The sequence below is a fragment of the Microbacterium resistens NBRC 103078 genome, assembly GCF_001552355.1.
Lineage (GTDB): Bacteria > Actinomycetota > Actinomycetes > Actinomycetales > Microbacteriaceae > Microbacterium > Microbacterium resistens.
Genome location: NZ_BCRA01000011.1, coordinates 1 through 20,592 on the forward strand (window position 1 = coordinate 1; position 20,592 = coordinate 20,592).

A 20,592-nucleotide genomic window follows, 5' to 3' on the forward strand; every position below is an offset into this window, starting at 1 on the left:
CCCCGACCCCGACCGGCACCCCTTCCCCGGCGCCATCGGGCTCGCCGTCCCCGTCCGGGACCCCGACCCCCGCGGCCACGCCGTCCGCGACGCCGACGACGGCTCCTGCCCCGACGCCCACCCGCACGTCCGCCGACTGATCCCTCGTCACGGCGTCCTGTGCCGCGTCCGTCCGCCGTATTAGGCTGAGCCTTGTCCTTTCCGCCTCCCGCGGTCCTGCCGCGCAAGGAGTTCCCATCGTGTCTGCCGAAGAGTCCGCGAACAGCCCCGTCCCCGCCCCGCCGAGGATCCCGCGGCCGAGTCCGTCCGCACTGAAGCCCGCCGCTGCCGCGGTTCCGGCGGCGCCGGTCGTCCCGGCCGTGCCGTCCGTCGACGCCTCGGAGTGGGGCCGTGTCACCGACGACGGGACCGTCTCCGTCCGAGAGGGCGACGACTGGCGCGTGGTCGGCCAGTATCCGGACGGCACTCCGGCCGAGGCGCTGGCCTACTTCGCCCGCAAGTACGAGGACCTTGCCTTCAAGGTGCGCGCGCTGGAGCAGCGGCATCAGGCCGGCGGCGCCGCCGCCGGCGACCTCGCGAAGCAGGCCCGCCATCTCCTCGGCGAGGTCACCGACGCGGCGGCCGTGGGCGATCTGGCCGGCCTCCGGGCACGACTCGACGCCCTCGTCGCCTCGCTGGCCGACGCGTCGGCTGCGGAGGCCGAGGAGGCCAAGGCCGCGCTCGACCAGGCCATCGCGGACCGCACCGCCCTCGTGGAACGCGCCGAGGCCATCGCTGCGCAGGACCTCTCCTCCGTGCAGTGGAAGAAGGTCACCGCCGAGGTGACCGAGCTCTTCGACAGCTGGCAGGCTCAGCAGCAGTCGGGGCCCCGCCTTCCCAAGGGCGTGGCGAACCAGCTGTGGAAGCGCTTCCGTGACGCGCGCGCGACGGTCGACCGCCAGCGGCGGGCCTTCTACGCCGAGCTCGACGAGAACCACAAGGCGGCCCGCGACCGGAAGGCGCGCCTCGTCGAGCGCGCCGAGGCGCTCGCGCCCCGCGGCGTGGACGGCATCCCGGCGTACCGCGGTCTGCTCGACGAATGGAAGGCGGCGGGTCGGGCCGGACGCAAGGCCGACGACGCCCTCTGGGCGAAGTTCAAGGCCGCCGGCGACGCCCTCTACGCCGCCCGCGCCGAGCAGTCCGCTGCCGAGGAGGCCGAGTCCGCTCCGCGCATCGAGGCCCGCACGGCGCTGCTCGAACAGGCGAAGGCCGTGGCCGACGAGGCCGACCTCGGCAAGGCGCGGGCCCTGCTCACGCGCATCCAGCGCCAGTGGGACGAGGTCGGGCGCATCTTCCCGCGGGACAAGGAGCGCGCGCTCGACGACAAGCTGCGCGTCATCGAGCAGGCGCTGAAGACGCGCGAGGACGTGGACTGGAAGCGGAACAACCCCGAGACGAAGGCACGTGCCGGCGACATGAGCCGTCAGCTCGTCGAGGCGATCGAGAAGCTCGAGTCCGAGCGCGCCGCCGCGGAGGCGGCGGGCGATGCCAAGGCCGTCGCGGCCGCCGACGAGGCGCTGTCGGCCCGGCGTGCCTGGCTGCGGGCGCTCGAGGGCTGATCCCTCGCACGGTCGACTGTCCACAGGGCGGGGGTCTTCGGACCACCCGCCCTGTGCGTGTGCGGCACACTGAGCGGGTGCATCCCGTCTTCCTCTATCGTCCGGGCGACCGCCTCTCCGAAGCCGAGCTCTGTGCCGCCCGGCTGGACGGCGACGTCATCGACATCGACGACATGTTCGTGCCGGCGGACCTCGTCGACTCCCCGGCGCTGCGGGCAGCGGTCCTCGTCGCCCACCGGCAGGGACGAGAGCGACTCGCCTTCACCGGCGCCAGCGCGGCATGGGTCCACGGAGCCGGGGATCGGCCGCCGCACCGACACGAGGTGCAGCCGGTCGGTGACCGGCGGGTACGGATGCCCCCGTCGCCACGGCTGCTCCTGCACGACCTGCGCCTGGATCCGGGCGACACGGTCGTGATCGGCGGAGCCCTCGTCGCCACGCCCGTACGGACCCTTCTGGACCTCGTCCGCGGAATCACGAGGCACCCCGGAAACGCGGTCTGGGCACGCGCGCTCTTGTCGGTGCGGCCCGACATCCTGGACGAGACCGCCGACCGCCTCGACGCCTACCGCAGGACCCCCGGTCACCGCCAGGCGCGAGCGGTCCTCGACGAGGCCCTCCGGGAGACCTCAGCGGCGCGGCTGCCTCAGGACGACGTGACCCGGTAGACGTCGTAGACCGCGTCGATCCTCCGGACCGCGTTCAGCACGCGGTCGAGGTGCACGGTATCGCCCATCTCGAACACGAATCGGCTCAGAGCCAGGCGGTCGGACGTGGTCTGCACCGTCGCCGAGAGGATGTTCACGTGATGCTCGCTCAGCACACGGGTCACGTCGGAGAGCAGCCCGGAACGATCCAGCGCCTCGACCTGGATCTGGACGAGGAACACGCTGCGAGTGGTCGGGGCCCATTCCACGTCCACGAGCCGATCCTTGTCGGCGGACAGCGCCTTGACGTTGACGCAGTCCGCCCGGTGCACCGACACCCCGCTGCCCCGGGTGACGAAACCCACGATCTCGTCCCCGGGAACCGGGGTGCAGCACTTGGCCAGCTTGACCAGGATGTCGGCCGCACCGCGCACGAGGACGCCGGAGTCCGCCTCGCGGGGGATCCGAGCGCGCCCAGGCGCCGGGATGTCGATCGCACCGGTGTTCGTGTCCTCGTCGCCGCCGACGAGGGCCGTCACCTTCTCCAGCACGGACTGGGTGGAGACGTGCCCCTCCCCGACCGCGGCATACAGGGCCGAGACGTCCTCGTAGCGCAGCTGCTGCGCGACCTCGGCGAACGACTCCTGGCTCATGAGGCGCTGGAGCGGCATGTTCTGGCGACGCATCGCCCGGGCGATCGCCTCCTTGCCCTGCTCGATCGCCTCTTCGCGCCGCTCCTTCGTGAACCAGCCGCGGATCTTGTTGCGCGCGCGCGTGCTGCGGACGAACGTGAGCCAGTCCTGGCTCGGACCGGCGTCGGGGTTCTTCGAGGTGAACACCTCCACCACGTCGCCGCTCTTGAGCACCGACTCCAGCGGCACCAGCCGCCCGTTCACCTTCGCACCCATCGTCCGGTGGCCGATCTCGGTGTGCACGGCATACGCGAAGTCGACGGGTGTGGCGCCGGAGGGCAGGCCGATCACGCGGCCCTTCGGGGTGAAGACGTAGACCTCCTTCGCCCCGATCTCGAAGCGGAGGGAGTCCAGGAACTCGCTGGGATCGGCCGTCTCGGCCTGCCAATCCGAGATGTGCGCCAGCCACGCCATGTCGGTGTCCGAGGCGCGCAGCTCGGTGCGCCCGCCGTTCATCCGCTCCTTGTACATCCAGTGCGCCGCGACGCCGAACTCCGCCTGCTGGTGCATCTCGTGCGTGCGGATCTGGATCTCGACGGTGCGTCCGCCCGGACCGATGACCGTCGTGTGCAGCGACTGGTAGAGATTGAACTTCGGCGTCGCGATGTAGTCCTTGAACCGGCCGGGCAGCGGCGTCCAGCGGGCGTGGATGGCGCCGAGGACGGCGTAGCAGTCGCGCACGGTGCCGACCAGGACCCGGATCCCGATGAGGTCGTAGATGTCGTCGAACTCGCGCCCGCGCACGACCATCTTCTGGTAGACGGAGTAGAGCTGCTTCGGGCGGCCCGCGACCTTGCCGCGCACGCGGAGGTCGCGCAGGTCGCTCTCGACCGCCTCGACGACCTCGCCGATGTACTTCTCACGCTGCGGCGTGCGCTGCTTGATGAGACTGTCGATCTCCGCGTAGATCTTCGGATGCAGGACCGCGAAGGAGAGGTCCTCGAGCTCGGACTTGATCGCCTGGATACCGAGGCGGTGCGCGAGCGGAGCGTAGATCTCCAGCGTCTCGGTCGCCTTGCGCGCCGCCTTCTCGGGAGGCACGAAGCCCCACGTGCGGGCGTTGTGCAGCCGGTCGGCCAGCTTGATGAGCAGGACCCGGATGTCCTTGGACATCGCGACGATCATCTTGCGGACGGTCTCCGCCTGCGCACTGTCGCCGTACTTCACCTTGTCGAGCTTGGTGACGCCGTCGACCAGCATCGCGACCTCGTCGCCGAACGTCGCCGTCAGCTCCGTGAGGGCGTAGCCGGTGTCCTCCACCGTGTCATGCAGCAGCGCCGCTGCGATCGCGCGCGGCCCGAGGCCGAGCTCGGCCAGGATCTGCGCGACCGCCATGGGGTGCGTGATGTAGGGCTCGCCGCTCTGGCGCTTCTGTCCCGCGTGCTTCTCCGCCGCCACCGCGTAGGCGCGCTCGATGATCGCCAGATCTCCGCGGGGATGGTTCTGCCGGACCGTGCGGATCAGGTTGTCGAGGTCGTTGATCCGCGGGGCGCGCGAGAAGATGCGCGGAACCAGCCGGCGCAGGCTCGATCCCTGCGCGGTGCTCGCCTCGCTCATGCGCCCACCTCCCCGAGAGTGAACATCCTACGCGCGCGCGACACCGCGGGGACCGCCGGCACGGATCAGGCCTGCGCCGTCGTGACCGCGCGTTCCCGCGCCTCGGCCACCCGCCGGTCGTGCTCCGCGATCGACCCCTCCTTCTCACGGAACAGCGAGTACAGCGGCGCTGCCACGAACAGGGTCGAGTACGTCGCGACGAGGATGCCGACGAAGATCGACAGCGAGATGTCGGTAAGCGTCTCCGCCCCGAGCCACACGGCGCCGATGAACAGGATCGCCCCGACCGGGAGGGCCGCCACGATCGACGTGTTGATGGAGCGGATGAGCGTCTGGTTCACGGCGAGGTTCACCGACTCCCCGAAGGTCCGACCGGATCTGATCCCCTCCTCGGACGTGTTCTCGCGGATCTTGTCGAACACGACCGTGGTGTCGTACAGGGAGTAGGCGAGGATCGTGAGGAAGCCGATGACGGCCGCCGGCGAGATCTCGAAGCCGAAGGCGGCGTAGACGCCGACCGTGATGACGAGCACGTCCAGCAGACCGATGATCGCTGCGGCGGACATCTTCCACGTCCGGAAGTAGATCGCCAGGATCAGGAAGGTCAGGGCCAGGAAGATGGCCAGGCCCCACAGCGACTGCCGGGTGACGCTCTCCCCCCAGCTGGGTCCGATGAACGACGAGTTGACGGCGTCCGGCTCGACCCCGTAGGCCGAGGCCAGCGCCTCGGCGACCTTGTGGGTCTCCGCGTCGGTCATCTGGTCGGTCTGGACGCGGATGTCCTTGCCGCCGACCGTGGTGACCTTCGTGGTCGCACCGGGCACGACCGTCCGCACGGCCTCGCCGGCCAGGGACTGGTCTGTGGTGGCCGGGGCCTCGACCGTGAACTGCGAGCCGCCCGTGAACTCGATCGAGAACTGGATCGGCCGGAACAGCGGCACGAGGGCCGATCCGACCACCAGGAGGATGGCGAGGACGAACCACAGCCGGCGCTTGCCGACGAACGGGAACGAGGTCTTGCCGCTGTAGAGGTCGTTTCCGAATTGATTCATGGACCGCATCAGGCGTTCTCCTCCGGGCCGCCCGCGGCGGGTCTGTCGTTCACGAGGGTCTCCGCGCGCTTGCGCTCCGCGATCGTCTGGCGACGCTCCGCCTCGCCGCGCGAGCGTCCTGCCCGCGCCGCCTTGCCCATCGAACCGGCGGCGACCGCGCGGTACTGGGTGCGGGTGCGGTACACGGCGCCGAGGGCCTCGGGGTCCATTCCGGAGAGCGGGTGGCCGTCGCCGAAGAACCGGGTTCGGGCCAGCAGCTGCATCACCGGGTGCGTGAAGATCACGAAGATGAACACGTCGATGACCGTCGTCAGGCCGAGGGCGAAGGCGAAGCCCTTCACCGTGGCGTCGGCGAGGATGTACAGGACCACGGCCGCGAGGATGTTGATCGACTTCGAGATGTAGATCGTCCGCTTGGCACGACCCCAGCCGTCCTCCACCGCGCTCGTGATGGACTTGCCGTCGCGCAGCTCGTCCCTTATTCGCTCGAAGTACACGATGAACGAGTCGGCGACGAACCCGATGGACACGATCAGACCGGCGACGCCGGCCAGGGAGAGCCGGAAGCCGAGGCGCCACGCCAGGATGCAGACGATGATGTACGTCAGCACCGCCATCACGGCGATCGAGGCGATGATGACGAAGCCGAGGGCGCGGTAGCTCAGCAGCGAGTACACCGCGACCAGGCCGAGGCCGATCAGGCCCGCGATCAGGCCAATCTGCAGCTGCTGGGACCCGAGGGTGGCCGAGACCGTCCCCGAGCTCTGCACCTCGAAGCTCAGCGGCAGGGCGCCGTAGCGCAGCTGATCCGCGAGCGTCTTCGACGTCTCCTGTGTGAACGACCCGCTGATGGACGGCTTTCCGTTGAGGATGATCCCGTTCATCTGCGGGGCGGAGATCACCTTGCCGTCGAGCACGAACGCGAACTGGTCACGGGGCGTGAGTCCCTGGCCCTTGTAGCCGAACAGACGCTGGCTCACGTCCGCGAAGGCCTTTGTGCCCTTGTCGTCGAACGTCAGGTTGACGACCCAGCGGCCCGAGTCCTGCTCGCGGCCGTTGGTCGCATCGTCGATGGACGAGCCGTCCAGTGCCACCGGTCCGAGCAGGTACTTGACCTGACCCGCCGGGTCGCACGAGATCAGCGGCTGGTCCGCCGGCGCGCCCGCGGGGTCCTGGTCCGTGGCGGAGCAGGGCGTGGACAGGAACTCCGCCTGGAGCTTCTCAGTGATCCACGCCAGGTCGCTGCCGTCCGTCGGCTCCGGAGAGGGCGTCGACGGCATGGTCTCGTTCGGCGTCGGGTACGCGGTCTCGTTGCCGTCTTCGCCCACGAACGACGTCGCCGGACTGGTGGCGGCGAGCACCGGACGCAGCTCGAGCTTCGCCGCGGACTGGATGCGGTTGCGCGTCTCCTCGTCCGCGGTGCCGGGGATCTGGACGACGATGTTGCGCCCGCCCTCGGTGGTGATGTCCGACTCACCGACGCCGGCGGCGTCCACGCGCTGGCGGATGATCGCGGCGGCCTGGTCCAGCTGCTCCTGGCTGGGGTCCGCGCCGTCCTCGGTCTGGGCGCCGAGGATGATCTGCGTCCCGCCCTGGAGGTCGAGCGCGAGCTCGGGGGTCCACGAGCTCTTTCCGAAGCCGTACACGCCGATGGCGTTGATGCCGAACAGCACGGCGGTGGCGATCAGGAGGCCGATCAGGACCCGCCAGGCGTGCTTGACGGGAGAGGAAGATGCCACGGAGTCTCAGGGCTTTCTGTGCGGGGCGTGCGCGCGAGTCACTTGTCGTCGTCGGAGTCGCGCTCCAGGCGGGCGCGCGTCTCCTCCGGCGTCTCGACGCTCGGTTCGGCCGGAGCGTCGCCGGACGGCTCGCGCTCGTCGAGCGGCGTCACGGGCGTCTGCGGCGCCGGCTCGTCCGTGACGACGCGCAGGATCGCCTGGGAGTGGACGTCGATGACGACGCCCGGGGCGACCTCGATGCGCGCGGGCCGGTCCAGGTTCTCCGCGTCGAACTCGACGATGGTCCCGTAGAGCCCGCCCTGCAGGAGCACGCGGGCACCGGGGACGCTCTCGCGCTGCTTCTCCTCCTGCTCCGCCTTCATCTTCTGGTTCCGCTTGCGCGTCGAGAAGATCATGAAGACGAGGAGGAGGGCCAGTACGAAGAAGAGGCCGTACTGGGAGAGGAAGGTCATGAAGGCGTTGTCCATGCGAGTGCGTGGCCTTTCAGCGCGTGCGCGCCGCCCTTGGCGGGCATCGGGGAACGAGGGGTGAAGTCTTCAGCGATTATAGGTCATCGAACAACGCGGCCCCCTCGGGATGCGCCACGCCCAGGTGCGCATACGCCGCGGGCATCGCGATCCGTCCTCGCGGCGTGCGCCCCATGAAGCCGATCCGCACCAGGTACGGCTCGACCACGCTCTCGACGGTGTCCGCCTCCTCGCCGACGGAGACGGACAACGTGCTGAGCCCCACCGGCCCGCCGCGGAAGCGGCGCACCAGGGCGTCCAGCACCGCCCGGTCGAGACGGTCGAGCCCCAACGGGTCGACGTCGTACAGCTCGAGCGCGGCACGGACGTCCTCGATCGTGGCGGCGTCTCCCCCGCCGTGCACCAGGGCGTAGTCGCGCACGCGCCGCAGCAGTCGGTTCGCGATGCGCGGGGTGCCCCGGGAGCGGCGAGCGATCTCCGCACGCGCCGCCGACGGCACCTGCACGCCCATCACCACCGCCGACCGCTCGACGACCTGTTCCAGCTCATCGGCCTCGTAGTACTCCAGGTGGGCAGTGAAGCCAAACCGGTCGCGCAGCGGGTTGGGCAGGAGGCCCGAACGGGTCGTCGCGCCCACGAGCGTGAACGGCGCGAGCTCCAGGGGGATGCTCGTCGCGCCGGCGCCCTTGCCCACCATGATGTCGATCCGGAAGTCCTCCATCGCGAGGTACAGCATCTCCTCCGCGGAGCGCGCCATGCGGTGGATCTCGTCGATGAAGAGCACCTCGCCCGGGGTCAGGCTGGACAGCAGCGCGGCGAGATCCCCCGCGTGTTGGATCGCCGGGCCGCTCGAGAGCCGGAGCGCACGCCCGCTCTCGTGCGCGACGATCATCGCGAGCGTGGTCTTGCCCAGTCCGGGAGGCCCCGAGAGCAGGATGTGATCCGCCGGCCGGCTCTGGATCCGGGCGGCCTCCAGCAGCAGCTTCATCTGCCCGCGCACCTTCTGCTGGCCGACGAACTCCTCGAGGCTGGTGGGCCGCAGGGCCCCCTCCATCGCCAGCTCGATCTCGTCGACGGCCTCGCCCACGTCGCGCGGATCAGCCACGGCCGCTCCCCGGTGCGGGCTGCTGGGCCGGCCCGAGCGTCGCCAGCGTCCGCCGGAGCAACAGCGAGACGGAACCGAGCTCGGTGGCGCTGGCGCCGTCGGTGCTCTGTGCGGCCGCCTCCGCGGCGACCTTCTCCGACCACCCCAGCCCCACGAGCGCCGCCACCAGCTGCTGCACGATCTCCGTGGGCGCGGACGAGGCGGCCGGCGCGGGAGCCGGTGGCGCGAGCTTGCCCGCCAGCTGGACGACGATCAGCTTCGCGGTCTTCGGCCCGATTCCGGACACGCGACGGAACGGCGCGTCGTCGTCGTCCGCCACGGCCGCGGCGATCTGGTCGACGGAGAGGTGCGAGAGCACGCCGAGCGCGGACTTCGGCCCCACGCCGGTGACGCTCAGGAGGTGCCCGAACACCTCCAGCTCGGTCGCCTCCGCGAAGCCGAACAGCGACAGGGAGTCCTCCCGAACGATGAGCGAGGTGTGCAGCAGGATCTGCTCGCCCACCCGCGCCGTGTGGGCGACGTCGCCGGGGACCGCGACCGAGAACCCGACGCCGCCGACCTCGACGACGACCGAATCGGAGGCCGTGGCCAGGACGGTGCCACGCAAGGAGGAGATCATCGTCCCAGTCTAGGCCCGGGCTCGTACGTATGTTCGAGCGACACGCTCCGCCTCGGCCCAGGCCTTCTGGGCGGGCGTCGCGGCGACGTCGGATCCGGTCGCCGCCCCCCGCCGCCACGCGTGGCAGAGGGCGATCGCGAGAGCGTCCGCCGCGTCGGCCGGCTGAGGCGGCGCGTCGAGGCGGAGGATGCGGGCGATCATCGCCTGCACCTGCTTCTTGTCCGCGGACCCGTATCCCGTCACCGCCGCCTTCACCTCGCTGGGTGTGTGCGTGGCCGCCGGGAGGCCCGCCTCGGCCGCCACGAGCAGCGCCACGCCGCTCGCCTGCGCCGTTCCCATCACCGTCTGCCGGTTCTGCTGGGCGAACACCCGCTCCACGGCCACCGCATCCGGACGATGCACGGCCACGACCTCGCGGATGCCGGCGGCGACCGCGGCCAGACGTTCGCCGATCGGGGCGTCCACCGGGGTTCGGATGACGCCGACGTGCACCAGCGTGCCGCGCCGCCGCGCATCGACGTCGACGATGCCCACACCGCAACGGGTGAGACCGGGGTCGATGCCGAGGACGCGTCTGCTCACCGTCCCAGGCTAGGCGCGCCGCCGCCCGCAGGGGCGACGGCGCGCCCGTAGCGGGCGTCCGGATCGCACGCCGCGCGGTCCCGACGGAGCCGAGGTCCGCCGTGTCACCTCCGCGTCAGTCGTCGTTCTGGAGCTCGGCCTGCACCTCGGGCGTGAGGTCGAAGTTGCTGAAGACGTTCTGCACGTCGTCACTGTCCTCGAGCGCGTCGATGAGGCGGAACACCTTCCGCGCCGTCTCGGCGTCGACCTCGACCTTGAGGTTCGGCACGAACTCGACGTCGGCGGACTCGTACTCGATGCCCGCCTCCTGGAGCGCGGTGCGGACGGTGACCAGATCCGTCGCCTCGGTGATGACCTCGAACCCCTCGGCGTGCGGCTCGACCTCCTCGGCGCCGGCCTCCAGCACCGCCATCATCACGTCGTCCTCGGTGGTTCCCTCGGAGCCCACGACGATCACGCCCTTGCGGGTGAAGTTGTAGGCGACGCTGCCGGGGTCGGCGAGCGTGCCGCCGTTGCGGGTGAGCGCCGTGCGCACCTCCGCGGCCGCGCGGTTCTTGTTGTCGGTCAGACACTCGATCATCAGCGCGACGCCGTTCGGGCCGTAGCCCTCGTACATGATCGAGGTGTACTCGACGGCCTCGCCGCCGATGCCCGCGCCGCGCTTGATGGCACGGTCGATGTTGTCCTTCGGGACCGAGGTCTTCTTCGCCTTCAGGACGGCGTCGAAGAGGGTCGGGTTGCCCTGGAGGTCGGGGCCGCCGAGCTTCGCCGCCACCTCGATGTTCTTGATGAGCTTCGCCCACGACTTCGCACGGCGCGCGTCGATGACGGCCTTCTTGTGCTTGGTCGTGGCCCACTTGGAATGCCCGGACATAGATCTCCGCTCGTCTTCGGCCTGCGGGTCCGCCCGCAGGGCGTCGTCCATTCTAAAACGTCCGGGCGCGCCGTGCGGGGATCCCGGGGTCATGACGGAAGCCGAGCACTCGTCCGGTCCGTCATAGGATCGCGGGATGCGCATGGGTGCCGAACGTCTGCGACCGGAGTGGAGCGCTCTCCCGGAGGGGCTGCGTGCGCGGATCCTCGCGGCCCTCGGCGGGGCCTATGTCTCGGACGCGCCCGCACACGGCGGATTCAGCGCCACCTACGCCGGCGTCGTCCGCACGACCGCGGGCGTCGGCTTCGTCAAGGCGACCGGCCATGGCGGCCACGCCGACTCCCGGGACTTCCTCCGGCAGGAGATCGCCGTCCTCACCCGGACGGAGGCGTCGACCGCTCCGGGCTTGCGAGCCGGGATCGACGACGACTTCGGGATCGCCCTCGTGACGGAGGCGATCGACGGCGTGCACCCGGGGTCCCCCTGGACGCCGGCCCAGCTCCATGCCGTCGCCGAGGCCCTGCGCGCCGTGGCCGAATCGCCGGCGCCGGCGGGGCTTCCCGAGGCCGCCTCGTCGATGCCGCCCCGCTTCCTCCGCTGGGGCCGGATCTCCGCCGACGCGGACCTGCGAGGGGGGCTCCCGGACGCGGTGCGGCGACGCCTCCCGGACCTCGTCCGCCTGGAGCAGCGGTTCCCGGAGGCGGTGGCCGGCACCCGCCTCGTGCACGGCGATCCGCGCGCCGACAACATCCTGCTCCAGGGGACACGCGCTCGCCTGCTCGACTGGCCGCATGCCCTGGCCGGCGCGCCGTGGCTCGACCTCCCCCTCCTCCTGCCGTCCGTGGAGGCGGGCGGCGGGCCGCGGTGCGAGGAGGCGTGGGAGATCTTCCGGCAGCACGGCGCACCGGCCGCGTCGGAGCTCCTGCCGATGATCTCCGCCTTCGCCTCGTTCCTGTGGTTCGAACAGGCGCAGGCGGAGATCCCCGACCTGCCCGGGCTGCGCGCCTTCCAGCGGGCGCAGGCGGTGCCCGCCCTGCGCTGGATCGGCGACCTGCTCTGACCGCGGTCCGGATGGCTCGTCAGGCGGCCGCGCGGACCTGATCGAGGAAGCGCCGGTGGAACCAGGTCTCGCCGTTCATCTCCGGGTGGAAGCTCGTGCCCAGGAGGGCTCCCTGCGCGACGGCGACGACCCGGCCGTCGGGGAGCGCCGCGACGGGCCGCGCGCGAGCCCCGACGTCGGTGACGAGCGGGGCGCGGATGAAGGTCGCCGACACCGGGGCCTCCGCGCCGTCGACCTCCAGCAGGGTCTCGAAGGAGTCGACCTGCGCGCCGAAGGCATTGCGGGCCACCGTCACGTCGAGCCCGCCGAAGGTGCGTTGCCCCTCGATCCCTCCCGTGATCCGGTCGGCGAGCAGGATGAGCCCGGCGCACGTTCCGTACATCGGCATCCCCGCCCGGACGGCGGCGCGGATCGGGCCGTCCAGGCCGAACGTGCGCGACAGCTTGTCGATGACGCTGGACTCGCCCCCGGGCAGCACCAGCCCCCGCACCAGGGCGAGGTCGGCGGGGCGTCGCACGAGGACGACCTCCGCGCCGAGGGCGTACAGCACCGCCACGTGCTCGCGGACGTCGCCCTGGAGCGCGAGAACGCCGACGACCGGTGCGGTCACCGCGTCACCAGCCGCGCTCCGCCAGGCGGTGCGGCGCCGGCAGATCGGACACGTTGATGCCGACCATCGCCTCGCCGAGGCCCCGGGACGCCGCGGCGATCGCTGCGGCGTCATCGTACGCGGCGGTGGCCGTGACGATGGCGGCGGCGCGCGCTGCGGGGTCTCCCGATTTGAAGATCCCGGACCCGACGAAGACGCCGTCCGCGCCGAGCTGCATCATCATCGCGGCGTCGGCGGGCGTCGCCACTCCCCCGGCGACGAACATCACGACGGGCAGCCGCCCTGCGGCCGCGACCTCGGCGACGAGCTCATAGGGCGCCTGGAGCTCCTTGGCAGCGACGAAGAGCTCGTCCTCGGCGAGCGATCCGAGTCGGGCGATCTCGCCGCGGATCGTACGGATGTGCTTCATCGCCTCGGAGACGTCGCCCGTGCCGGCCTCGCCCTTGGAGCGGATCATCGCCGCCCCCTCCGTGATCCGCCGCAGCGCCTCGCCCAGGTTCGTCGCGCCGCAGACGAACGGGACCTCGAAGCGCCACTTGTCGATGTGGTTGACGTAGTCCGCCGGCGAGAGCACCTCCGACTCGTCGATGTAGTCGACGCCGAGCTCCTGGAGCACCTGGGCCTCGACGAAGTGGCCGATCCGCGCCTTCGCCATGACGGGGATCGAGACCGCGTCGATGATGCCGTCGATGAGGTCCGGGTCGCTCATCCGTGCCACGCCGCCCTGCGCGCGGATGTCCGCGGGGACCCGCTCCAGGGCCATGACGGCGACGGCGCCCGCGTCCTCCGCGATCTTCGCCTGGTCCGCGGTGACCACGTCCATGATCACCCCGCCCTTGAGCATCTCCGCGAGCCCCCGCTTCACGCGAGAGGTCCCGGTCGTCGTCTGATCTGCGCTCTCATTTGTCATAGGCCAAAGCATAGCTTGACTGCAGGGCACCACGCCAAGCGACAGACAGATCACGGAATGTGCGGCGACGACGCTCACGAGATGCGAGGATCGGAGGATGAGCATCCTCTCGATCCAGTCCGCGGTCGCGTACGGCCACGTCGGCAACTCCGCCGCGGTCTTCCCTCTCCAGCGCATCGGCGTGGAGGTGCTGCCGGTCTACACGGTGAACTTCTCCAACCACACCGGGTACGGAGCGTGGCGCGGCCCCCTGATCTCCCCCGAGGACGTGCACGAGGTCATCCTCGGGATCGAGGAACGCGGCGCGTTCGCGGGCGTGGACGCCGTGCTCTCCGGCTATCAGGGCGGCGAGGGCATCGGGGACGTGATCATCGACGCGGTCGCCAGGGTGAAGGCCGCCAACCCGTCGGCGGTGTACGCGTGCGACCCGGTGATGGGCAACGCCAAGTCCGGCTGCTTCGTCGCCCCGGCGATCCCGGATCTGCTGCGCGACCGGGTCGTCCCGGTCGCCGACATCATCACGCCGAATCAGTTCGAGCTCGGATACCTCACCGGCACGCAGCCGGACACGCTGGAGTCCACGCTGGCCTCCGTGGACGCGGCGAGGGCCATGGGGCCGCGCACCGTGCTCGTCACGAGCGTGGAGCGCCCCGACCGCCCCGAGGGGACGATCGAGATGCTCGCGGCGGACGACGACGGCGCCTGGCTCGTGCGCACCCCGCACCTGCCGATGAAGGCGAACGGCTCCGGCGACGTCACCGCCGCGCTGTTCACCGCGCACTATGTGCGCAGCGCCTCCGCGGCCGAGGCGCTCCGCAAGACGGTGTCGAGCGTCTTCGACCTCCTGAGGACGACCCTGGACGCCGGCGCCCGCGAGCTGCAGCTCATCGAGGCGCAGGACTTCTACGCGAACCCCCGCGAGCAGTTCGAGGTCGTCAGGGTCCGCTGACCCCCGCCCCGGCGACGCGCGCGGGTCAGCGGGGCCAGGCGGCGGCCAGCGTGTGCCGGACCTCACCGAGCAGCTGCGGCAACGCCTTCGTCTTGGCGATGATCGGGAAGAAGTTCGCGTCCGACGTCCACCGCGGCACGACGTGCTGGTGCAGGTGGGCGTCGACGCCGGCGCCGGCGACCGCGCCCTGGTTCATGCCGATGTTGAACCCGTCGCAGCGGGAGACCTCGCGGAGCACGCGCATCGCCGTCTGGGTCAGGTCGCCGATCTCGGCGACCTCCTCCTCGGTCGCCTGGTCGTACGTCGCGATGTGCCGGTACGGGCAGACCAGGACGTGGCCGGAGTTGTACGGGAACAGGTTCAGCAGCACGTACGCGGTCTCGCCGCGGGCCACGATCAGACGCTCGGCGTCCTCGTGCTTCGGCGCCTCGCAGAACGGGCACTCCTCGCGCAGCGGCTCGGGCCCGGCCTGGATGTACGCCATGCGGTGCGGGGTCCACAGTCGCTGGAACTCGTCCGGGACCCCCGCGAGGTGCGCGGCGTCCTCCGCGGGCGCCGCGGCCGGACCTTCCGGCCCCTGGTCGGTCGCCCGGTCGGTCACGCCGACGCCCCCTCCGGCCGCAGATCGGCGGCGGAGGAGACCAGCGCGTGGGCGTCGATCGCCCGGCGGACGAGCTCCACGGCGTCCGCCAGCGGGACGCCGTTCTCCTGGGAGCCGTCGCGGAAGCGGAACGACACCGTGCCGGCCGCACGGTCCTGTTCTCCGGCGATGAGGATGAGCGGGACCTTGCCCGTGGTGTGCGTGCGGATCTTCTTCTGCATGCGGTCGTCGGAGTGGTCGACCTCGGCGCGGACGCCCGCAGCGCGGAGAGCCGCCACCGCGTCGTCCAGGTAGTCCGCGTACTCGTCGGCCACCGGCACGCCGACGACCTGGACGGGGGCGAGCCAGAGCGGGAAGTCACCGGCGTAGTGCTCCAGCAGGATCGCGAAGAACCGCTCGATCGAGCCGAACAGCGCGCGGTGGATCATGATCGGACGCTTCTTCTCGCCGTCCCGGTCCGTGAACTCCAGTTCGAACCGCTCCGGAAGGTTGAAGTCGAGCTGCACGGTCGACAGCTGCCACGAGCGGCCGATGGCGTCCGTGACCTTGAGGTCGATCTTCGGGCCGTAGAACGCGGCCTCGCCCGGCTCCTCGATGAGTTCGAGGCCGGTGGCGAGGGCGACCCGACGCAGTGCGTCGGTCGCCGTCTCCCAGACGTCCTCCTCGCCGATCCACTTCGACTTCTCGTCGTCGCGCATCGACAGCTCCAGGCGGAAGTCGCTCAGCCCGAAGTCCTTCAGCAGCGACAGGACGAACTCGAGGACCTTCGTCGTCTCCGCCTCGAGCTGGTCGGGAGTGACGAACAGGTGCGCGTCGTCCTGCGTGAAGCCGCGGACGCGCGTGAGCCCGTGCAGGGCTCCCGAGAGCTCGTTGCGATAGACGGTCCCGTTCTCCGCCAGCCGGAGCGGGAGGTCGCGGTAGCTCCGCGCGCGCTCCTTGTAGATGAGGATGTGCATGGGGCAGTTCATCGGCTTCAGGTAATAGTCGACGCCCTGCTTGGTGACGTTGCCCTCGTCGTCGCGCTCCTCGTCCATGCGGATCGGCGGCCAGATGCCGTCCGCGTACGTGACGAGGTGGTTGGAGGTGACGAAGAGGTCCTTCTTCGTGATGTGCGGGGTGTAGACGTAGCTGTACCCCTCGGCGATGTGCCGACGACGGGCGTGCTGCTCCATCTCGCCGCGGACGATGCCTCCGCGCGGATGCCACACGGACAGGCCGGATCCGATCTCGTCGGGGAAGGAGAACAGGTCGAGCTCACGGCCCAGGCGCCGGTGGTCGCGCTTGGCCGCCTCCTCGAGGCGGTGCTGATACGCGCGCAGCTCGTCCTTGCTCGGCCACGCGGTGCCGTAGATGCGCTGCAGCTGCGGGTTCTTCTCGCTGCCCCGCCAGTACGCCGCCGCGATCCGCGTCAGATCCCAGCCGTTGCCGATCATGCGGGTGTTCGGCAGGTGCGGGCCGCGGCACAGGTCCTTCCAGACGACCTCGCCGTCCTTCGTGACGTTGTCGTAAATCGTGAGCTCCCCCTCGCCGACCTCGACCGAGGCGCCTTCCGCGGCGGACGGGCTCTTCAGCCCGATGAGCTCCAGCTTGAACGGCTCGTCGGCGAGCTCGGCATGCGCCTCCTCGTCGGACACGACACGGCGGACGAACCGCTGCCCCTCCCGGACGATCCGCTGCATCTCCTTGGAGATCGCCTTGACGTCCTCAGGGGTGAAAGGCGTGTCCACGCCGAAGTCGTAGTAGAACCCGTCGGTGATCGGCGGACCGATCCCGAGGTTCGCCTGGGGCTTGATCCGCTGGACGGCCTGCGCCAGGACGTGCGCGGTGGAATGGCGCAGGATGTTCAGTCCGTCCGGGCTGTCGATCGTGACGGGCTCGACCGCGTCCGTGTCCGCGACCGTCGTTGCGAGGTCCTTCAGCTCGCCGTTGACGCGCAGGGCGACGACGGAACGATCGGGGAACAGGGCGAAGCCGTCGCGGGTGCTCGGCTGGGCGTTCTCAGGCACAGACACTCTCCATCCAGGGTCGCCTCTAGGCTACTCGCATGAGCAGCACCACCCCGACGGGACGCGAGCACCGCCTGCGCCGGATGATCGGCCGTGACCCCGAAGAGGCGCACCGCGCCGCGAGCCCCCTGGAGCTCCTCTACGACCTCACCCTGGTCGTCGCCTTCAGCCAGGCCGGCACCCAGATGGCGCACCTTCTGGAGGTCGGGCACTTCGGCGCGGCCGTCGGCGCCTTCGCCTTCGCCTTCGCCATGTTCGCCATCTGCTGGGCGTGGATCAACTACACGTGGCTCTCGTCGGCGTTCGACAACGACGACGTCTTCTTCCGGCTCGCCACGATGGTCCAGATGATGGGCGTGCTCATCATGGCGCTCGGCATGCCCGCACTGTTCCACTCCATCGACGAGGGGGTGCACGTGGACAACGCGATCGTGGTCGCCGGTTACGTCGTCATGCGCCTGTCCACCCTCGCCCTGTGGCTGCGGGCCGCCGCGCACAATCCGGGGCTCCGCCGCACGGCCCTGACGTACTCCGCCCTGATCGCGGTGGCGCAGGTGTACTGGATCGTCCTCATCTTCATCAACCCGCCGATGGGCGTGACCATCGCGCTGACCCTCGTGGTGGCGGTGTTCGAGATGGCGATCCCGGTGATCGCCGAGCGACTCAAGGGCGCCACCCCGTGGCACCCGCACCACATCGCGGAGCGGTACAGCCTGCTCGTCATCATCGCGCTCGGCGAGGTCGTGCTCGGCACCATCCTGGCCATCTCGGCCGTCGTGGAGGACCAGGGCTGGACTATGGAGGCGGCTCTGGTGGCGTTCGGCGGGACGGCGCTCGCCTTCGCCCTGTGGTGGGTCTATTTCACGATGCCCTCCGGTGAGGTCCTGGCCCGGCATCGCGAGCGCGGCTTCGCGTGGGGCTACGGCCACATCGTGCTGTTCGGCGCCATCGCGGCCGCGGGCGCCGGCCTCCACGTGGCGGCCTTCGTGATCGAGGACAAGGCCCACATCGACCACACCGCAGCGATCCTCACCCTCGTCATCCCCGTCGCTGTCTTCACGACCGCGCTGTTCGTCCTCTACTCGGTGCTGCTGCGGCAGGTGGACACGCTTCACCTGTGGCTCTTCGTCGGAGCGCTGGCGGCACTCGCCATCGCCGTCGCCGCGGTGGCCGGCGGGGCGAGTTTCGGCACCGGCATCCTGCTCACGGTCCTCGCGCCCGTCGTCGTGGTCGTCGGCTACGAGACCGTGGGGCACCGCCACCAGGCGGAGGCCGTCGCCCGGATCGTCGAGGCGCCGCGGGCCTCATAACGCCTCCCTCTGACCGAGTCAATCCCTTCGACGCCGACGGTCCGCCCCGGCATCGTGGGCTGCGACCACCGAAGGACGGATGAGGAGGCTCCCATGAGTGCCGGCGACAAGATGAAGCACACCGCCGAGAAGGTCGGCGGGAAGGTGAAGGAAGGCGTCGGGAAGGTCACCGACAACGAGGACCTCGAACGCGAGGGCCAGGCCGACCAGGCGAAGGCGAACCTGAAGAAGGCCGGAGACGATCTCAAGGACGTCGTCGACGAGTAAGACGGACCGAGGGGCGGGGAGGCGGGCTCAGGCCCGCCTCCCCGCCCCTCGGGGTCTGTACGCGGGCGCGGGGTCGACGACCTCGCGCCCGCGGTTCTCAGGTGCTGTTCCGTCCGGACATCGCGCGGATCAGCCAGGCGATGACCGTCAGCGCGAGCAGCACCAGCCCCACCCACAGCAGGAAGTTCAGCGACTGCACGAACCCGCCGGTGAAAGCCAGGATCACGGCGATGATCGCGATGACGATGAGAAGGATGTTCATGTCGTCGGCTCCTCTCGGCGAACGCGTCTGCGTCACCGGTCCCCACGCTAGAACGCCCCGATCCGCTCACGGAGGGGCTTGACGGCCGGGCCGCTCCCCCGCTAGCGCTCCTCCGCCCGCGGGTCAGGAGAAGACCGTGATGCCGTACAGCGCGAACACGAGCAGATGCGCGGCGCCGTGGAGCGCGGTGAGGCGGCGCCCTGCCACCGTGGCGACGGACAACAGCAGCGTGACGCCGAGCAGGGCGAGATTGACCGGCGTCTCCGCCAGAACGACCTGCTGGCCGGTGAGGAGACCGATCGCCAGCACGGCCGGGATCGTGAGCCCGACCGTCGAGACGAGGGCGCCGTGGCAGAGGTTGCTGACGCGCTGCATCTCGCCCGTGACCGCGGCACGGATCGTGGTGATCGTCTCCGGGAGGAAGACGATCATCGCGATGAGGATCCCCGACAGAGCCACCGGCGCCCCCGCTCTGTCCAGGCCGTCGTCGAGCAGAGCCGCCATGTCGTGGGACAGCAGGACGATCGGGATCACGGTGATGATCAGGACGAGGGCGCGCGCCACGAGCTCCCCCCGGTGCGCGGCGACGACGGCGGCGAGCGTCTGCGGCCGACCGGGGACGGCTGCGACCGCCGCTGACCCCGCCTCCTGGAAGTCCCCGCTCTGCGCGCCGGTCTGGCGCGCGAGGAAGAAGGCGTAGAGCAGGACCGTCATCACGAGGACGGGCACGGCCTGAGCGGGTGCGTACGCTCCCCCTTCGCCGATGAGTCCAGAGACGGCGAAGGCGGCCGCCAACAGCACGATGAGCACGGCGAGATAGGCGGAGGCGCCGGTGCGATTGAGTCGGAGGTCGCCGCGACGAAGGCCGCCGACGACGAGCGCCGCGCCGAAGACGAGGTTCAGGATGATCATCGACACGGCCATCACGGAGTCGCGCGCGATCGTGGTGTGCTCGCCGGGGCCGAGCATGACGGCCGAGATCAGGATGACCTCGATCAGCACGATCGACAGCGTGAGGACCAGCGTCCCGTAGGGATCGCCGAGACGGTGAGCGAGATGCTCGGCCTCGGTGACCACGCCGAACGCGCAGACGACGATGATGCCGACGATCGCGGCGAGGACCGTCCAGAGCACGAGTGTGGGCAGCCCCTCGGCGAGCACCGGGGCCAGCAGCGTGACGACGAGATAGCCTCCCCAGCCGACCGCGAGTCTGAGGATCACGGTCGGCGTGAGGACGGCACGGAGAGAGGACGCAGAAGTGGTGGACACGGGTGATCAGCCGATCTGCGAGGCCGTCCCCGCTTCGGACCACTCCGCCGGGTCGTCCCGTCGGTGTCTTTCACAGTGCACGAAAACCCCCGGGAGACCGGGGGTTTTCTTCTGTGCGCGATACTGGGATCGAACCAGTGACCTCTTCCGTGTCAGGGAAGCGCGCTACCGCTGCGCCAATCGCGCCCATGGGCTATTCAGTTGTGCGGAGAGGTGGCGACGGGATTCGAACCCGTGTAAACGGCTTTGCAGGCCGGTGCCTAGCCTCTCGGCCACGCCACCGCGAGGTGGATTCGAACCCACATGCCGAAACCCCCGAAGGGGCTCCTGCACTCGAGCGGATGACGAGACTCGAACTCGCGACCCTCACCTTGGCAAGGTGATGCGCTACCAACTGCGCTACATCCGCATTTCGT

The 20,592-nt window shown here is 70.4% G+C and carries 20 protein-coding genes and 3 tRNA genes; 6 read left to right on the forward strand and 17 right to left on the reverse strand.

What is annotated here, in order from left to right:
- Window positions 1-239: 239 nt before the first annotated feature.
- Window positions 240-1,598, forward strand: coding sequence for a DUF349 domain-containing protein (locus tag MR1_RS02120; protein WP_084344296.1), 1,359 nt, complete (start codon window positions 240-242; stop codon window positions 1,596-1,598).
- Between the two features lie 77 nt (window positions 1,599-1,675).
- Window positions 1,676-2,266, forward strand: a complete 591-nt coding sequence (locus MR1_RS02125; RefSeq protein ID WP_067242972.1) for a hypothetical protein — start codon at window positions 1,676-1,678, stop codon at window positions 2,264-2,266.
- On the opposite strand, the gene MR1_RS02130 is transcribed toward MR1_RS02125, so the two are convergent.
- The 8 genes from MR1_RS02130 to MR1_RS02165 form a co-directional block, all read right to left on the reverse strand.
- A complete protein-coding gene (locus tag MR1_RS02130) occupies window positions 2,245-4,494 on the reverse strand; it encodes a RelA/SpoT family protein (RefSeq protein ID WP_067242974.1) in 2,250 nt (749 codons plus the stop codon). The two genes, MR1_RS02125 and MR1_RS02130, sit on opposite strands and share 22 nt — an antisense overlap.
- Window positions 4,495-4,559: 65 nt before the next feature.
- Complete coding sequence (gene secF / locus MR1_RS02135) at window positions 4,560-5,555, reverse strand: protein translocase subunit SecF (RefSeq protein ID WP_067242976.1); 996 nt, start codon at window positions 5,553-5,555, stop codon at window positions 4,560-4,562.
- On the reverse strand, window positions 5,555-7,285 hold the full coding sequence (gene secD, locus MR1_RS02140) for a protein translocase subunit SecD (protein WP_067242978.1): 1,731 nt from the start codon (window positions 7,283-7,285) through the stop codon (window positions 5,555-5,557). Before secD ends, secF begins: the two co-directional genes overlap by 1 nt.
- 38 nt (window positions 7,286-7,323) lie before the next feature.
- Complete coding sequence (locus MR1_RS02145) at window positions 7,324-7,737, reverse strand: preprotein translocase subunit YajC (RefSeq protein WP_067243043.1); 414 nt, start codon at window positions 7,735-7,737, stop codon at window positions 7,324-7,326.
- Window positions 7,738-7,828: 91 nt separating this feature from the next.
- A complete protein-coding gene (gene ruvB, locus MR1_RS02150; protein WP_067242980.1) occupies window positions 7,829-8,857 on the reverse strand; it encodes a Holliday junction branch migration DNA helicase RuvB in 1,029 nt (342 codons plus the stop codon).
- The gene (gene ruvA, locus MR1_RS02155; protein WP_067242982.1) at window positions 8,850-9,476 is read right to left on the reverse strand and encodes a Holliday junction branch migration protein RuvA; all 627 of its coding nucleotides are present in this window, start codon (window positions 9,474-9,476) and stop codon (window positions 8,850-8,852) included. The genes ruvB and ruvA overlap by 8 nt, the downstream gene beginning before the upstream one ends.
- A 9-nt stretch (window positions 9,477-9,485) precedes the next feature.
- A complete protein-coding gene (ruvC, locus tag MR1_RS02160) occupies window positions 9,486-10,058 on the reverse strand; it encodes a crossover junction endodeoxyribonuclease RuvC (RefSeq protein WP_067242983.1) in 573 nt (190 codons plus the stop codon).
- Between the two features lie 115 nt (window positions 10,059-10,173).
- Complete coding sequence (locus MR1_RS02165; RefSeq protein ID WP_067242985.1) at window positions 10,174-10,932, reverse strand: YebC/PmpR family DNA-binding transcriptional regulator; 759 nt, start codon at window positions 10,930-10,932, stop codon at window positions 10,174-10,176.
- Window positions 10,933-11,068: 136 nt separating this feature from the next.
- Here MR1_RS02165 and MR1_RS02170 point away from each other — a divergent pair, with 136 nt between their 5' ends.
- Entirely contained in the window at window positions 11,069-11,992 is a 924-nt protein-coding gene (locus MR1_RS02170; protein WP_067242987.1) for a phosphotransferase, read from the forward strand.
- A 19-nt stretch (window positions 11,993-12,011) separates the two neighbouring features.
- Here the strand turns inward: MR1_RS02170 and pdxT are convergent, their stop codons facing one another.
- On the reverse strand, window positions 12,012-12,602 hold the full coding sequence (gene pdxT, locus MR1_RS02175; RefSeq protein ID WP_067242989.1) for a pyridoxal 5'-phosphate synthase glutaminase subunit PdxT: 591 nt from the start codon (window positions 12,600-12,602) through the stop codon (window positions 12,012-12,014).
- Between the two features lie 4 nt (window positions 12,603-12,606).
- Window positions 12,607-13,512, reverse strand: coding sequence for a pyridoxal 5'-phosphate synthase lyase subunit PdxS (gene pdxS, locus MR1_RS02180; RefSeq protein WP_067242991.1), 906 nt, complete (start codon window positions 13,510-13,512; stop codon window positions 12,607-12,609).
- 97 nt (window positions 13,513-13,609) lie between these two features.
- On the opposite strand from pdxS, the gene pdxY reads away from it, so the two are divergent.
- Window positions 13,610-14,461: a pyridoxal kinase PdxY gene (pdxY, locus tag MR1_RS02185; protein ID WP_067242993.1), complete on the forward strand. Its 852-nt coding sequence runs from the start codon at window positions 13,610-13,612 to the stop codon at window positions 14,459-14,461.
- A gap of 25 nt (window positions 14,462-14,486) precedes the next feature.
- Here pdxY and MR1_RS02190 read toward each other — a convergent pair whose 3' ends face one another.
- Together MR1_RS02190 and thrS are read right to left on the reverse strand one after the other, a co-directional pair.
- Window positions 14,487-15,062: an HIT family protein gene (locus MR1_RS02190; protein ID WP_067242994.1), complete on the reverse strand. Its 576-nt coding sequence runs from the start codon at window positions 15,060-15,062 to the stop codon at window positions 14,487-14,489.
- A complete protein-coding gene (gene thrS, locus MR1_RS02195; protein WP_067242996.1) occupies window positions 15,059-17,068 on the reverse strand; it encodes a threonine--tRNA ligase in 2,010 nt (669 codons plus the stop codon). Before thrS ends, MR1_RS02190 begins: the two co-directional genes overlap by 4 nt.
- A 38-nt stretch (window positions 17,069-17,106) precedes the next feature.
- Between thrS and MR1_RS02200 the strand changes: the two genes are divergently transcribed.
- Together MR1_RS02200 and MR1_RS02205 are read left to right on the forward strand one after the other, a co-directional pair.
- Complete coding sequence (locus tag MR1_RS02200) at window positions 17,107-18,378, forward strand: low temperature requirement protein A (RefSeq protein WP_217996166.1); 1,272 nt, start codon at window positions 17,107-17,109, stop codon at window positions 18,376-18,378.
- 93 nt (window positions 18,379-18,471) lie between these two features.
- Complete coding sequence (locus MR1_RS02205) at window positions 18,472-18,645, forward strand: CsbD family protein (RefSeq protein WP_067242998.1); 174 nt, start codon at window positions 18,472-18,474, stop codon at window positions 18,643-18,645.
- A gap of 97 nt (window positions 18,646-18,742) precedes the next feature.
- Here MR1_RS02205 and MR1_RS19975 read toward each other — a convergent pair whose 3' ends face one another.
- The 5 genes from MR1_RS19975 to MR1_RS02225 form a co-directional block, all read right to left on the reverse strand.
- Complete coding sequence (locus MR1_RS19975) at window positions 18,743-18,907, reverse strand: hypothetical protein (protein WP_169797637.1); 165 nt, start codon at window positions 18,905-18,907, stop codon at window positions 18,743-18,745.
- A gap of 123 nt (window positions 18,908-19,030) precedes the next feature.
- Complete coding sequence (locus MR1_RS02210; RefSeq protein ID WP_067243000.1) at window positions 19,031-20,176, reverse strand: calcium:cation antiporter; 1,146 nt, start codon at window positions 20,174-20,176, stop codon at window positions 19,031-19,033.
- Between the two features lie 114 nt (window positions 20,177-20,290).
- Window positions 20,291-20,362 (reverse strand) — tRNA-Val (locus MR1_RS02215).
- Between the two features lie 25 nt (window positions 20,363-20,387).
- Window positions 20,388-20,458, reverse strand: a tRNA-Cys gene (locus MR1_RS02220).
- A gap of 54 nt (window positions 20,459-20,512) precedes the next feature.
- Window positions 20,513-20,585, reverse strand: a tRNA-Gly gene (locus tag MR1_RS02225).
- Window positions 20,586-20,592: the final 7 nt, after the last annotated feature.